General features: G+C 67.7%; 9 protein-coding genes. 6 read left to right on the top strand and 3 right to left on the bottom strand.

All coding sequences use genetic code 11. The features are described from left to right. Positions 1 to 55: 55 nt before the first annotated feature. Genes kynU through C2U58_RS04470 form a run of 5 tightly spaced genes read left to right on the top strand, consistent with a single transcriptional unit; the run spans position 56 to position 5388 of the window. The gene (gene kynU / locus C2U58_RS04490; protein ID WP_102944722.1) at positions 56 to 1333 is read left to right on the top strand and encodes a kynureninase; all 1278 of its coding nucleotides are present in this window, start codon (positions 56 to 58) and stop codon (positions 1331 to 1333) included. A gap of 28 nt (positions 1334 to 1361) precedes the next feature. Next, positions 1362 to 2729 carry an NAD(P)/FAD-dependent oxidoreductase gene (locus C2U58_RS04485; protein WP_102945012.1) on the top strand — a complete coding sequence of 456 codons (1368 nt, stop codon included), beginning with the start codon at positions 1362 to 1364 and terminating at the stop codon, positions 2727 to 2729. After that, the gene (gene sbcB, locus C2U58_RS04480) at positions 2729 to 4168 is read left to right on the top strand and encodes an exodeoxyribonuclease I (protein WP_102944721.1); all 1440 of its coding nucleotides are present in this window, start codon (positions 2729 to 2731) and stop codon (positions 4166 to 4168) included. Before C2U58_RS04485 ends, sbcB begins: the two co-directional genes overlap by 1 nt. Continuing rightward, complete coding sequence (locus C2U58_RS04475; RefSeq protein WP_102944720.1) at positions 4165 to 4851, top strand: DUF2461 domain-containing protein; 687 nt, start codon at positions 4165 to 4167, stop codon at positions 4849 to 4851. The genes sbcB and C2U58_RS04475 overlap by 4 nt, the downstream gene beginning before the upstream one ends. Before the next feature lie 3 nt (positions 4852 to 4854). Next, on the top strand, positions 4855 to 5388 hold the full coding sequence (locus tag C2U58_RS04470) for a DUF2939 domain-containing protein (RefSeq protein WP_102944719.1): 534 nt from the start codon (positions 4855 to 4857) through the stop codon (positions 5386 to 5388). Positions 5389 to 5494: 106 nt separating this feature from the next. On the opposite strand, the gene C2U58_RS04465 is transcribed toward C2U58_RS04470, so the two are convergent. From C2U58_RS04465 to C2U58_RS04455, 3 genes are all read right to left on the bottom strand, one after another. Beyond that, positions 5495 to 6445, bottom strand: coding sequence for a 5'-nucleotidase (locus tag C2U58_RS04465; RefSeq protein ID WP_102944718.1), 951 nt, complete (start codon positions 6443 to 6445; stop codon positions 5495 to 5497). Positions 6446 to 6461: 16 nt separating this feature from the next. Then, positions 6462 to 7238, bottom strand: a complete 777-nt coding sequence (locus tag C2U58_RS04460; RefSeq protein ID WP_102944717.1) for an NAD kinase — start codon at positions 7236 to 7238, stop codon at positions 6462 to 6464. A 576-nt stretch (positions 7239 to 7814) separates the two neighbouring features. Continuing rightward, positions 7815 to 12791, bottom strand: coding sequence for an NAD-glutamate dehydrogenase domain-containing protein (locus C2U58_RS04455; protein WP_102944716.1), 4977 nt, complete (start codon positions 12789 to 12791; stop codon positions 7815 to 7817). 577 nt (positions 12792 to 13368) lie between these two features. Here C2U58_RS04455 and C2U58_RS04450 point away from each other — a divergent pair. After that, the gene (locus C2U58_RS04450; RefSeq protein WP_102944715.1) at positions 13369 to 14643 is read left to right on the top strand and encodes an efflux RND transporter periplasmic adaptor subunit; all 1275 of its coding nucleotides are present in this window, start codon (positions 13369 to 13371) and stop codon (positions 14641 to 14643) included. Positions 14644 to 14647 lie beyond the last annotated feature (4 nt).

The raw sequence follows: 14647 nt of genomic DNA, 5'->3' as shown, positions 1-14647 counted from the left end.
CCATATACAGCTCGCATGGATAGACTGCGGTTTCACTGCCAACCCTGATCGACCCATGTCCGAGCTCCTCAGCCGCACCCATGCCACCGCCCTGGACGCCGCCGACCCGCTGCGTGCCCTGCGCGCCGAGTTCGTGTTCCCCCAGCACAACCACCGCGACCAGACCTATTTCGTGGGCAACTCGCTGGGCCTGCAGCCCCGTGCCGCCAAGGCCGCCGTGCAGGAGGTGATGGACAAGTGGGGGGCGCTGGCAGTGGAAGGCCACTTCACGGGCGACACCCAGTGGCTGGGCTACCACCGGCTGGTCAATGCGCAGCTGGCCCGGATGGTCGGCGCGCTGCCCAGCGAAGTGGTGGCGATGAATACGCTGAGCGTGAACCTGCACCTGATGATGGTCAGCTTCTATCGACCCACCGCCGAGCGTCCGGTGATCCTGATGGAGGCCGGCGCCTTCCCGACCGACCGCCATGCGGTGGAGTCGCAGATCCGCTTCCACGGCTTCGACCCGGCCACCGACCTGGTCGAGGTCCAGCCCGATGAACCCAAAGGCACCCTCTCGCTCGCCGCGATCGAGCGCGCCATCGCCGAGCACGGCCCGCGCCTGGCGCTGGTGCTGTGGCCCGGCGTGCAGTACCGCAGCGGCCAGGTGTTCGACCTTGACGCGATCACCCGCATGGCACGCCTGCAGGGCGCCCGGGTCGGCTTCGACCTGGCCCATTCGGTCGGCAACGTGCCGCTGCAGCTGCACGACATCGCGCCGGACTTCGCGGTCTGGTGCCACTACAAGTACCTCAACAGCGGCCCCGGCGCCGTGGCCGGCTGCTTCGTGCACGAACGCCACCACCGCGACGCCAGCCTGCCCCGGTTCGCCGGCTGGTGGGGCCATGAGGAAGCGACCCGCTTCAAGATGGCGCCGCAGTTCGTCCCGGCGGTGGGGGCCGAAGGCTGGCAGCTGAGCAACCCGCCGGTGCTCGGGCTGGCGCCGCTGCGCGCCGCGCTGGACGTGGTCGACAAGGCCGGCGGCATCGAGGCGATGCGCGCCAAGTCGCTGCAGCTCACCGGCCTGCTCGACGCGCTGGTGCGCGCCCGCCTGGCCGGGGTGCTGGAGGTGCTGACCCCGGCCGAACCCGAGCGCCGCGGCTGCCAGCTGTCGCTGCGCGTGGTGGGTGGCCGCGAGCGCGGCCGCAACCTGTTCGAATACCTGCAGACGGTGGGCGTGCTGGGCGACTGGCGTGAGCCGGACGTGATCCGCATTTCGCCCACCCCGCTGTACAACCGTTACCTCGACCTGCATCACTTCGTCGAAGAAGTGGAATCCTGGGCGGGCCTGTAAGCCTGCCCTCCCCTGCGTGGACCCTGACTTGATCGCATCTGCACACCGCTCCCTGAGCATCATCGGCGCCGGCCTGGCCGGCTCCCTGCTGGCCATCCTGCTGTCCCGCCAGGGCTGGCGGATCACCCTGTACGAACGCCGCGGCGACCCGCGGATAAGCGACTACGAGAGCGGCCGCTCGATCAACCTGGCCCTGGCCGAACGGGGGCGCAACGCGCTGCGCCAGGCCGGTGTGGAAGACGCGGTCATGGCCAAGGCGGTGATGATGCGTGGGCGCATGGTGCATCCGCGCCAGGGCGAGCCGCAGCTGCAGCGTTATGGCCGCGACGACAGCGAAGTGATCTGGTCGATCCACCGCAAGGACCTCAACACCACGCTGCTGCAGCTGGCCGAAGACGCCGGCGCGCAGGTGCACTTCCACCGCCGCCTGCACACGGTGGATTTCGATGCCGGCTACGCGCGTTTCATCGACGACCGCAACGACCACCCGCACGACATCCGCTTCGACACCCTGATCGGCGCCGACGGTGCCGGTTCGGCGCTGCGTGCGGCGATGAACCGCAAGCACCCGCTGGACGAGCGCATCGAGTTCCTCGACCACTCCTACAAGGAGCTGGAGATCCCACCCAGCGACGACGGTGGGTTCCGCATCGAGGCCAACGCGCTGCACATCTGGCCGCGCGGCAACTACATGTGCATCGCGCTGCCGAATGACGAAGGCACGTTCACCGTCACGTTGTTCCTGCCCAACGAGGGCAACCCCAGCTTCGCCACCACCAACAGTGGCGCCGAAGCCGAGGCGTTGTTCGCGCGCGACTTCCCGGATGCGCTGGCCTTGATTCCGAACCTGCGCCGCGACTGGGAAGAACATCCGCCCGGCCTGCTCGGCACCCTGCACCTGCGCCAGTGGCACCTGCACGGCCGCGCGGTGCTGCTGGGCGATGCGGCGCACGCGATGGTGCCGTTCCACGGCCAGGGCATGAACTGCGCGTTCGAGGACTGCGTGGCGCTGGCCCGCCACCTGCAGGAAGAAGACTCGCTGGCCGCTGCGTTCGCTGCGTTCGAGGCCGAGCGCAAGCCGAACGCCGAAGCGATCCAGCAGATGGCGCTGGAAAACTACCTGGAAATGCGCGACCGCGTGGCCGACCCGGCGTTCCTGCTGCAGCGCGAGCTGGAGCAGGCGCTGCAGGCGCGTTGGCCGACCCGCTTCGTGCCGCACTACACCATGGTGACCTTCCTGCACACACCGTACGCGGTGGCGCTGGAGCGCACCGAACTGCAGCGGAAGATCCTGCAGGACGCCACCGCCGGTCACGAAACGCTGGAGCACATCGACTGGGCCGCGCTGGAGCGCGTGGTGCACGCGCAACTACCGGTGCTGGAGGGCGCGCACTGATGGCCGACAGCTTCCTGTTCTACGACCTGGAAACCTTCGGCCAGGACCCGCTTCGCACCCGCATCGCGCAGTTCGCGGCGATCCGCACCGACGCCGACCTGAACCCGATCGACGAACCGGTCAGCTTCTACGTGAAGCCGGCCGACGACCTGCTGCCGTCGCCGGTGGCGACGCTGATCACCGGCATCACCCCGCAGCATGCGATGGCCGAAGGGGTCAGCGAGGCCGAGGCCTTCGCGCGCATCAACGACCTGATGGCGCGGCCGGGCACCTGCACGCTGGGCTACAACACGCTGCGCTTCGACGACGAATTCGTCCGCCACGGGCTGTTCCGCAACTTCTTCGACCCGTACGAGCGCGAGTGGCGCAACGGCAATTCACGCTGGGACCTGCTGGACATGCTGCGCCTGGTGCATGCCCTGCGCCCGGACGGCATTGCCTGGCCGCAGCGCGAAGACGGCGCCACCTCGTTCAAGCTGGAACACCTGGCACTGGCCAACGATGTGCGCGTCGGCGACGCGCACGAGGCGCTGTCGGACGTGCATGCCACCATCGGCATGGCGCGCCTGTTCAAGCAGGCCCAGCCGCGGCTGTGGGACTACGCGTTGAAGCTGCGCGACAAGCGCTTCGTCGGCAGCCTGCTCGAGGTGGACGCCCTGCAGCCGGTGTTGCACATCTCGATGCGCTACCCGGCCCAGCGCATGTGCGCCGCCCCGGTGCTGCCGATCGCGCGGCATCCTTACATCAACAACCGGGTGATCGCGCTGGACCTGGAGGGCGACCTCGACGGGCTGCTGGCGCTGCCCGCCGAAACCCTCGCTGCGCGCCTGTACACCCGCGCGGCCGACCTCGCCGAAGGCGAGCAGCGCGTGCCGCTGAAGGAAGTGCACCTCAACAAAGTGCCGGCGCTGGTCGCCTGGAACCACCTGCGCCCGGCCGACCACGCCCGGTTGGGGATCGACGTGGCGCTCGTGGAAGCCAATGTCGCGCGGGTGCGCGCGGCCGGCCCGGCGCTGGTCGAGAAGGTGCGCCAGGTCTATGCCGGCGAGCGCACCGCCACGGTCAGCGACGTGGATGCCTCGCTGTACGACGGCTTCCTGGCCGACGGCGACAAGGCCCTGATGACCCGCCTGCGTACCAGCCCACCGGCCGAGCTGGCCGGTTTCGCCGAGCGCCTGAAAGACCCGCGCATGCCGGAACTGCTGTTCCGCTACCGCGCGCGCAACCATCCGCAGACCCTGGATGCGGCCGAACGCGATCGCTGGAACGACTACCGCCGGCAGCGCCTGTCTGGCGATGCGGCGCTGGGCGAGCAGAGCCTGGCGGAGTTCCGCGCGCAGCTGGACACCTTGGCCGCCGAGCACGCCGACGCGCCCGACAAACTGGCCCTGTTGCAGCGCCTGCGCGACTGGGGCAACGACCTGGAGCAGAGCCTGTGAGCACCTATTTCACCCCTGCCAGCTTCACCTTCCTGCGCGGCCTGGCACGCAACAACGACAAGACCTGGTTCAACGCGCACAAGGACAAGTACGAAGAACATGTGCGGCAGCCCTTCCTGCGCCTGATCAGCGACCTGCAGCCGGACCTGGCGGCGGTGAGCGACCACTTCCGTTCCGACCCGCGCGGCGTGGGCGGCTCGCTGTTCCGGATCTACCGCGACGCGCGTTTTTCCAACGACAAGTCGCCGTACAAGACCTGGCAGGGTGCTCGGCTGTTCCATGAGCGGCGCAAACAGGTGCCGGCGCCGTCCTTCTACATCCACCTCCAGCCGGGCGAGAGTTTCGTCGGCGCCGGGCTGTGGCACCCCGAGCCGGCCACCCAGCGCAAGGTCCGCCACTTCATCGTGGACAACCCGGGTGCCTGGAAGGCCGCGGCGCATGCGCCGGCGCTGCGCAGGAAGTTCGACTTCGAGGAAAGCGAGAAGCTGGTGCGGGCCCCGCGCGGGTTCGAACCGGACTTCGAGTTCATCGACGACCTCAAGCACCGCAACTGGGTGTTCTGGCGCTCGCTGGACGACGCCACCATGACCGGGCCGAAGCTGCGCCAGACCTTGGCCAAGGACCTGGTCACGCTGGGGCCGTTCGTGGATTATCTTTGTGCAGCGTTGGATCTGGAGTTCTGACCCATGAAGAAGCTGATCTGGATCCTGGTCGTTCTTGCGGTCCTGCTGGCCGGGTTCGTCGCGGCCGGTCCGTACCTGACCATTCGGGGGCTGTCGCAGGCCATCGAGCAGCGCGATACCTCGAAACTGGACCGTTACGTGGACTTCCCGATGCTGCGGGCGAACCTTCGCGCGCAGCTGGACGACTACGTGGTGCGCCAGGCCGGGCCGGACGTGCAGTCAAACCTCGTGGGCGCATTGCTGCTCACCGCTGGCCAGCGCCTGGGTGGCACCGCCGTGGATGCGATGGTGACCCCGACCGGGATCGGCGCGCTGCTGGAAGGCCACACCCTGTGGAAGCGGGCCAGCAACGACCTGGAAACCAACGACGCCTATGCCGCGCCGAAGGCGGCCCGGCCGCTGGAAGGCGCTACCCACCGGTTCGAATCGCTGTCGCGGTTTACCGCCACCACCCAGACCGCGCAGGGCCCGGTGGTGTTCGTGCTGCAGCGGCAGGGGCTGAGCTGGAAGCTGGTGGACATCCGGTTGCCGCTCTGATCGGGCATGGTGCGGAGCCCGTAGTGCCGGCCGCCGGCCGGCTCCTCGCATGATCCGGCATCGTGCAGAGCCCGCCAGCGGCGGGCACTACGCGGTGACGCGCGCATCAACGGGGCTCGTTGGCTACGCCGTGGGGTACGTGGCCCGCCGCCACGCTCAGATGCTGCCGGGCGCTGTCGATGTTGTGCTGCGAATCGTCGAAGAAGATGTCCGCGCCGAAGGCCTCCAGGAACGGCCCCTTGTGGCGGCCGCCCAGGAACAGCGCTTCATCCAGGCGCACGCCCCACTCGCGCAGGGTGCGGATCACCCGCTCATGCGCCGGCGCCGAGCGCGCGGTGACCAGCGCGGTGCGGATCGGCGCAGCCTCGCCAGCCGGGAATTCCGCCTGCAGGGTGTGCAGCGCCGACAGGAAGTTCCGGAACGGCCCGCCGCTGAGCGGCTCGCGCGCGTTCTCGCGCTCATGCCGGCCAAACGCCTCCACGCCCTGTTCGCGCGAAATGCGCTCGCTCTCATCGCCGAAGATCACCGCATCGCCATCGAACGCGATGCGCAGCTGGCCCAGCGGCTGGCTCATGTCCAGCGGCTCGGCGGCGGCCAGCGTTTCATCGTAGGGCTTGGGCAGGATGGTCGCTGCGGCGATGCCATGCCGCAGCGCACGCCGCACCGATTCCGGATTGGCCGACAGGAACAGGTCGGTGCCGAACGGCTTCACGTACGGCCAGGTCGGCTCGCCGGCGGTGAACGTGGCGCGGATGATGCCCAGGTCGTAATGCTGGATCGAGTTGAAGATGCGCAGGCCGGTGTCGGCCGAATTGCGCGACAGCAGGATGACCTCCACCCGCGGCGACTCCGGCGACTCGCCCTGGTTCAGCGCCAGCAGCTTGCGCACCACCGGGAAGGCCACGCCGGGGCGCAGGATGTCGTCTTCATGCGTGCGCTGGTACTCGGCGTAGGCGTCCACGCCTTCGGCCTCGAACAGCGCATGGCCTTCTTCAAGGTCGAACAGCGCACGCGAGGTCACGGCAACGGTCAGCAAGCGGGGGGTGTTGTCGCCCATGGCGGTCAAAGGTCCTTCAAAACATGAACTGTTCGCTGAGGATCCGGTCTTCCAGGTTGTGTTCCGGATCGAACAGCAGGGTCACCCGGCGTTCGCGCGACTCCCGGATGGTCACCTCGACCACGTCGCGGGTTTCATGCGAATCGGCGGTCACGCTGACCGGGCGCTTGTAGGGATCGAGCACGCGGAAGCGCACTTCGGTGTCGGCCTTGAGGATCGCACCACGCCAGCGCCGCGGCCGGTACGGCGCCAACGGGGTCAGCGCGATCGTATGCGAGCCCAGCGGCAGGACCGGGCCGTGCGCGGAGTAATTGTAGGCGGTGCTCCCGGCCGGCGTGGCCACCAGCACCCCGTCGCCGATCAGTTCGGCCACGCGCTCCTGCCCGTTGAGGTCCACCCCGATATGCGCGGCCTGGCGGGTCTGGCGCAGCAGCGACACGTCGTTGTAGGCCAGCGAGCCCGTAGTGGTGCCCGACTCGGTCAATGCCAGCATTTCCAGCGGTCGCAGATTGGCCGGCTCGGCCACGGCCAGCCGGGCGGGCAACTCGCCATCGTCCTCCCGATACTGGTTCATCAGGAACCCCACTGTACCCAGCTTCATGCCGAAAACGGGCCGCCCCAGCGCGCCATGCCGGTGCAGGGTCTGCAGCATGAAGCCATCGCCGCCCAGCGGGCACAGCACGTCGGCCTCTTCCGGCGCATGGTCGCCGTAGCGAGCGACCATCGCCGCGCGGGCGAGCTGGGCCGCTTCGGTGTTGCTGGCCAGGAAGGCGATGCGGGGGGAATCGCTCATTGGTGGGGTCCGGTGGAGGGCTTGCTGGTTGAAGCATAACCGGGGTGGAAGTGCGCTTGTTGTGGGTTGGTCGCTAACAGCAGCGTTTCGATTCATACGTGCAGGGGCGGCCGCCGGGCAGCCCCGCTCCGGGACACGCCGTGAACCCATCCATGGGGGCTGCTAGAAAACATCCATGTTTTCTAGCGTCCCTCCGGGGGCTACCCGGCGGCCGCCCCCATACATGGTCGTGTGCGGAGAGGAAGAGCAGCCGGGCAAGGCCCGGCTCTACCGCTTTTCGGTGACTCACCTGCCAACTATCGGAGGGTCGGCGGGGGTGGGTTTGAGGGGGCACGAGCCGCATGGATGCGGCGATGAGCTTACATGGACGTACTTGCAGCGTCCCCCACAAACCCGCACCCGACGGCCCTGACCAGGGAAACCGCGCAGACGAGGGCTGTTCGCCTGAATCCAACAGCGAGCCAGGCAGGGCCTGGCTCTACCGGGTTGTTTGCAATCGCAGGATCGCGGGCGCCAGACAACAAAAAAGGCCCCGCCGAAGCGGGGCCTTTCTGCATCAAACACTACCCGAAGCGCTTACGCGCCGTGGGCAGCCAGCTGGCCCAGGCGCTGGACCGCGACCGAGACGGTCGGGTAGTCCAGGGTCTTCTGCTCGGCCAGTTCCTGCAGCATCGACAGCGTGAAGCGCAGGCTGCTGTCGTCGCGGGCCAGCCATGCGGCGACCTTGGCTTCGGCAGTACTGCCCTTCATCGACAGTACCTGCGCCGCCAGGTTGCGGTGGTGCGCCGCCAGCTCGTCGCGCAGCACGCCACGGGCCACCGCGTGCCAACGACCGTTGACCTCCAGCGCATCGATCTGCTCGAACAGCCACGGCAGCTGCAACGCATCGCCCAGGCGGAAGTGGACCTTCGACACATCCACCGGCTTCAGCTTGCGCGTGCGCGCCAGCTCGATGATGTCGAACGCCGGTTCCAGGAACTGCAGCTCCGACAGCTGCTGTGCCAGCGCCGGCGGCAGGCCCTTGTCCTTCCACTCCTGCACGCTCGCCTCGTAGGCCGGGCGCTGCGAATCCGGCAGCACGCCCGACGCCTCGCGGATGTCGTTGAACGGCGCCTGGTAGCGGTTCACCGCCTCCGTGATACCCGGCATCGCACCGGGGCGGAACAGCAGCCAGCGCACGAACGCACGCTGCAGCTTCCAGATCACTTCCAGCGCATCGATCTGCACCGACTCCGGCAGCGTCCCGTCCAGCGCATCGATCTGCGCCCACAGTGCACGCGCGTCCAGCGTCTCACGGCTGATCGTGTACGCCTTCGCCACCTCCGCGATCGTGCGGCCCGTGTCCTCCTGCATACGCATCAGGAACGTCGCGCCCATCCGGTTGATCGTCTGGTTCGTCACCGCCGTAGCGATGATCTCGCGCTTCAGGCGGTGACGCTCCATCGCGTCCGCATACTTCTTCTGCAGCGGCGTCGGGAAGTAACGCTGCAGCTCCTTCGACAGGTACGGATCTTCCGGAATGTCCGAATCCAGCAGCTGCGCGAACGCCACAAGCTTCGAATACGACAGCAGAACCGACAGCTCCGGACGGGTCAACCCCTGCCCACGCGCCTTGCGTGCCGACATTTCAGCGTCCGAAGGCAGGTACTCGATCTGGCGATCCAGCAGGCCCTGCTTCTCCAGGGTCCGGATGAAGTGCTGCTTCGAGCCCAGGCGCTTGACCGCCATCCGCTCCATCAGGCTCAGCGCCTGGTTCTGGCGGTAGTTGTCGTTCAGCACCAGCTCCGCCACTTCGTCCGTCATCGACGCCAGCAGCTTGTTGCGCTGCTCCACCGTCAACTTCTTCGCCCGCACCACATCATTGAGCAGGATCTTGATGTTGACTTCATGGTCCGAGGTGTCCACACCGGCCGAGTTGTCGATGAAGTCCGTATTGAGCAGCACGCCGGCCTGCGCCGCCTCGATGCGGCCCAGCTGGGTCATGCCCAGGTTGCCGCCCTCGCCCACCACCTTGCAGCGCAGCTCGCCACCGTTCACGCGCAGCGCATTGTTGGCGCGGTCGCCCACATCGCTGTGCTGCTCGGTCGCCGCCTTCACGTACGTACCGATGCCGCCGTTCCACAGCAGGTCCACCGGCGCCTTCAGGATCGCGCTCATCAGATCGTTCGGCGACATCGCCTTGACGTTCTCGTCCAGGCCCAGCGCCTCACGCACCTGCGGCGTGATCTCGATCGACTTCAGCGTGCGCGGGAAGATCCCGCCGCCCTTGCTGATCAGCTTCGCATCGTAGTCCGCCCAGCTCGAACGCGGCACCGTGAACATCCGCTCGCGCTCCACGAACGACGTTGCCGCATCCGGATTCGGGTCCAAGAAGATGTGACGGTGGTCGAACGCCGCCAGCAGGCGGATGTGGCGCGACAGCAGCATGCCGTTGCCAAACACGTCGCCGGACATGTCGCCGACACCCACCGTGGTGAAGTCCTGGCTCTGGCTGTCACGGCCCAGCGCACGGAAGTGGCGCTTGACCGACTCCCACGCACCGCGTGCGGTGATGCCCATGCCCTTGTGGTCGTAACCGACCGAACCGCCCGACGCGAACGCATCGCCCATCCAGAAGCCGTGCGCGATGGCCAGGCCGTTGGCGATGTCCGAGAACGTCGCAGTGCCCTTGTCGGCCGCCACCACCAGGTACGGGTCGTCCATGTCATGGCGGACCACGTCCACCGGCGGCACGATCTTGTTGTTGACGATGTTGTCGGTGATGTCCAGCAGGCCCTGGATGAACAGCTTGTAGCAGGCCACGCCGTTGGCGAACACCGCATCGCGGTCGCCGCTGGCCGGCGGGGTCTTGGCGAAGAAGCCGCCCTTCGCGCCGACCGGCACGATCACCGTGTTCTTGACCATCTGCGCCTTGACCAGGCCCAGCACCTCGGTACGGAAGTCTTCGCGACGGTCCGACCAGCGCAGGCCGCCACGCGCCACCGCGCCGAAGCGCAGGTGGGTACCTTCCACGCGCGGGCCGTACACGAAGATTTCGCGGTACGGACGCGGCTTGGGCAGGTCCGGCACCAGCGCCGAATCGAACTTGAAGCTGATCACGTGGCCGTGCTGGCCCTGCGCGTCGGTCTGGTAGTAGCTGGTGCGCAGGGTCGCGTCGATCACGCCCATGAAGCTGCGCAGGATGCGGTCTTCGTCCAGGCTGGAGACTCGGTCCATCAGCTTCAGCAGCGCATCGCGCGCGGCGTCCATCTGCGCCGTGCGGTTGCCCTTGCGGGCGTCGACCACGGTCTTCAGCACCTTCTGGGTGGCTTCGTCGCCGCCAGACAGCACTTCAAGGTGCGCGCGCAGGTCGGCCTGGCCTTCCGCGATCGCGTCCTTGTCCTCATGCCCGGTCGCCGGGTCGAAGCGCGCTTCGAACAGCTCCACCAGCAGGCGGGCCAGCAGCGGGTAACGGGTGAACGTGCCTTCCACATAGGCCTGCGAGAACGGCACGCCGGTCTGCAGCAGGTACTTGCAGTAGCCGCGCAGCATGGCGACCTGGCGCCAGTGCAGGCCGGCCGACAGCACCAGGCGGTTGAAGCCGTCGTTCTCGGCGTCGCCGTGCCACACGCGGGCGAAGGTTTCACCGAAGGCGGCATCGGCGCTGGCCGCGTCGATCGGGCCGGCCACCGACTCCACTTCGAAGTCCTGCACGTACACCGGCGCGTTGTCGACGGTGAGGCGGTACGGGCGCTCGGCGATCACGCGCAGGCCCATGTTCTCCATCATCGGCAGCGCATCGGACAGCGGGATGTCGTCCAGCTGGCGGTACAGCTTCAGTCGCAGGCCGTCGCCTTCTTCGCGGTGCACGGCCTGCAGGCTCAGGCGCAGGTCGTCCGGACCGGTCAGCGCGTCGAGCTGGCTGACGTCGTTGGCCGCGATCTCGGTGCTCGAGTCTTCGATGTAACCGGCCGGCAGCGCCTTGCCGATGCGAGCGGCAATGCGCAGGCCTTCGGTTTCGCCGTGGCGGGCCACCAGCGCTTCGCGCAGGTCGTCCTGCCAGTTGCGCAGCACCTGGGCGAGCTTCTGTTCCAGCGCGCTGGTGTCCACTTCCAGGGTCTGGCCGGCCTTCGGGCGCACGATCAGGTGCACCTGGGCCAGCGGCGACTCACCCAGCACTACCGAGCTGTCCACGTACTCGCCCTGCAGCGCGTCCTTGAGCATCGCTTCGATGCGCAGGCGCACGTCGGTGTTGAAACGCTCGCGCGGCAGGTAGACCAGCGCGGAGATGAAACGGCTGTACTTGTCGCGGCGCAGGAACAGGCGGCTGCGCACGCGTTCCTGCAGGCCCAGCACGCCCATGGCGGTGCGGAACAGTTCTTCCTCGGTGGACTGGAACAGTTCTTCGCGCGGCAGGGTTTCCAGGATGTGGCGCAGGGCCTTGCCGCTGTGGCTGGCCGGGGCCAGGCCGGACTGCTTCATCACGTATTCGTGGCGCTGGCGCACCAGCGGGATTTCCCACGGGCGACGGTTGTAGGCGCTGGAGGTGAACAGGCCCAGGAAGCGCTGCTCGCCGATGATCTTGCCCTTGGCGTCGAATTCCAGCACGCCGATGTAGTCCATGTAGCCAGCGCGGTGCACGCGCGAACGCGCGTTGGTCTTGGTCAGGATCAACGCGTCCTTCAACCCGGTGGTGGCGTTGAGGCCCTGCGCAGCCAACGTCTTGACCGGGCGCGCAGCGGACTTGTCCTTGCCGCGCATCAGGCCCAGGCCGGTGTCGTTCAACGGCGCCAGCACCTCTTCCTTGCCCTGCTTCTCGACGCGGTACTCGCGGTAGCCGAAGAAGGTGAAGTGGTTGTCGGCGGCCCAGCGCAGGAACGCCTGCGCCTCGCTGCGCGACGCGTCGTCGACCGGCAGCTGTCGGGTGCCGAGGTCGTCGGCCAGGACCAGCGCCTTGCTGCGCATGGCATCCCAGTCGCCGACGATGGCGCGCACTTCATCCAGGGCCTTGACGATAGCCTGCTCGACGTCGGCCATGGCCTCGGCCGGCTGTCGGTCGATCTCCAGCAGCATCACCGACTCGGCGGTGCCTTCGCCCACCTGGGTGAGTTTGCCGGCCTTGTCGCGGCTGAAACGGATCACCGGGTGGCCCAGCACGTGCACGCCCACGCCATGTTCTGCCAGGGTCATGGTGACGGTGTCGACCAGGAACGGCATGTCGTCGTTGACGATCTGCAGCACGGTGTGCGCCGACTCCCAGCCATTGGCCTTCAGGGTCGGGTTGAACACGCGCACGTTGGCCTTGCCGGCCTTGCGCACGCGGGAGAATTCGAGGGTGTCGCCGGCCAGTGCGGCCCATTCCTCAACCGTGTGGTGCGGGAACTCGTCCGCTTCCATGCGCTTGTAGAACTCTGCGGCGAACGCCACTGCCTCGGCCTGCCCGGCCGCCGGGTAACGCTTGCGCAAAGCCGTGTACACCGGTTCCAGAGAGAAGCCCACTGGCGAGACAGTCTGCGTATCGGCTGGTTTGGTCGTTTTTTTCACGGTCTTGGCTGCTGTTTTTTGCGGTTTCATGGCAGAGCGATGCGTGTTGCCCAGTTGGGAAAATGAAATTGTAGCCCTACCGCACGAAAACACCTTGCTGCAGGACGGAATAAGGGTTTTCGGGTTGGTTGGCGTTTACGTCGCACGTTGATCAGTGCGCCAGAGTATGGAATGTGCTGCATCCGACATGTGCATGACAGCATCGGCACTGGACATGGCAACTTGACGACGCGCACAACGAACCGTGTCGAAAGCCATGCTTCACCAATTCTGAACTGGACGGTATAGTCCACCGCGTGACTTCCCCCACCCCCACCGCCGCCGTGCTGGATGCACGCGATCACCGCGTGTGGAACGGTGCTGTCGGATTTCACATCACTGAACAGACCCTGTTGCGACTCGGCGCCGGCCCGGACCGGCATGACGACCCGCACTTCATGAGCCACCTGCTATTGAGCAGGATCGCCGTACCGTATTTCTCCCTTCGTGCAGACGCCTCGCGGCGGCGCCGGTGGGCCGACATTCCCGTGGACAGCTACCCGCGCGCGTGCGTTGCGCCGGTCGCGGTCCACCCCCAGCATTCAAACCAACACCGGAGTTCCCCCCGATGATCGCCCCACTCCGCACCCTCGCCCTGACGTGCGCAGTCGCCGTCGCGTTGGCCGCCTGCAAGAAGCCGGAACAACAGACGCCCCCGCCGCCGGAAGTGGGCGTGATCGAAGCCAAGGCCGATACCCTGCCGCTGCAGCGTGAGATGGTCGGCCGCCTGTCGCCGTATCGCAGCGCCGACGTGCGCGCCCGCGTGCCGGGCGTGCTGCTCAAGCGCGTCTACCAGGAAGGCCAGGACGTCAAGCAGGGCCAGGTGATGTTCCTGATCGACCCGGCGCCGCTGCAGGCCGCATTGAATGCCTCGCAGGCCGAGCTGGCCTCGGCACAGGCGACCGCGGCCAATGCCCGGGCCGCCGCCGTCCGCGCCCGTTCGCTGGCGCCGCAGCAGTTCGTGTCCAAGTCGGACCTGGACGCGGCCGAAGCCAACGAACGCTCCTCCGCCGCCGCCGTGCAGCAGGCGCAGGCCGCGCTGTCGAACGCGAAGATCAACCTCGGCTATGCCCAGGTGACCTCGCCGATCGACGGCCGCGCCGGCAAGCAGCAGGTGACCGAAGGTGCGCTGGTCGGCCAGGGCGACATCACCCTGCTGACCACCGTGGACCAGCTCGACCCGCTGTACGTGAACTTCTCGATGAGCTCGGACGAACTGACCCAGCTGCGCCAGGCCGAAGCCAAGGGCTCGGTGGCACTGGCCGGCGACGGCAAGTCGACGGTGGCGGTGAAGCTCTCCGACGGCACCGCCTATGAGCATCCGGGCACGCTGGACTACTCCTCGGCCGTGGTCGACCCATCGACCGGCGCAGTGACCCTGCGCGCGGTGCTTCCGAACCCGGACAAGATCCTGCTGCCGGGCTCGTTCGTCAGCTTCCAGGCGGTCCTCGGTGAGCGCAAGAACGCGTTCCTGATACCGCTGCAGGCGCTGCAGCGCGATACCGTCGGCGGCTTCGTGATGGTGGTCGGCAAGGACGGCAAGGTGGTGCGCAAGAACGTCGTCACCGAAGGCCAGCAGGGCAGCAACTGGCTGGTCAGCAGCGGCCTGCAGCCGGGCGACCAGGTGATCGTCGCCGGCGTGCAGAAGGTGAAGGAAGATGCGCCGGCCACGGCCAAGCCGTGGAGCCCGACCGCTCCGGGGGCCAATGGGCAGGCTCCGGCGGGCGCTGCGCCCGCCGCTGCCGGCCAGGCACCGGCCGCGCAGGCCGACGCTGCGGCACCTGCCGACGCGGCCGCCAAGCCCTCCGACGGCGCTCCGGCTGCCGAACCGACCAAGCAGTAACGGG

This window comes from Stenotrophomonas sp. VV52, from assembly GCF_002893095.1.
In the GTDB taxonomy this organism is placed as follows: domain Bacteria; phylum Pseudomonadota; class Gammaproteobacteria; order Xanthomonadales; family Xanthomonadaceae; genus Stenotrophomonas; species Stenotrophomonas aracearum.
The sequence above is the reverse complement of the archived record's forward strand: the minus strand, read 5'-3'. Positions and strand labels throughout refer to the sequence as shown.

Excerpts from the sequence above, each read along its gene's own strand:
- kynU (WP_102944722.1), top strand. The coding sequence starts at position 56 with ATGTCCGAGCTCCTCAGCCGCACCCATGCCACCGCCCTGGACGCCGCC.
- sbcB (WP_102944721.1), top strand. The coding sequence starts at position 2,729 with ATGGCCGACAGCTTCCTGTTCTACGACCTGGAAACCTTCGGCCAGGAC.
- C2U58_RS04470 (WP_102944719.1), top strand. The coding sequence starts at position 4,855 with ATGAAGAAGCTGATCTGGATCCTGGTCGTTCTTGCGGTCCTGCTGGCC.
- C2U58_RS04465 (WP_102944718.1), bottom strand. The coding sequence starts at position 6,445 with ATGGGCGACAACACCCCCCGCTTGCTGACCGTTGCCGTGACCTCGCGT.
- C2U58_RS04460 (WP_102944717.1), bottom strand. The coding sequence starts at position 7,238 with ATGAGCGATTCCCCCCGCATCGCCTTCCTGGCCAGCAACACCGAAGCG.
- C2U58_RS04455 (WP_102944716.1), bottom strand. The coding sequence starts at position 12,791 with ATGAAACCGCAAAAAACAGCAGCCAAGACCGTGAAAAAAACGACCAAA.
- C2U58_RS04450 (WP_102944715.1), top strand. The coding sequence starts at position 13,369 with ATGATCGCCCCACTCCGCACCCTCGCCCTGACGTGCGCAGTCGCCGTC.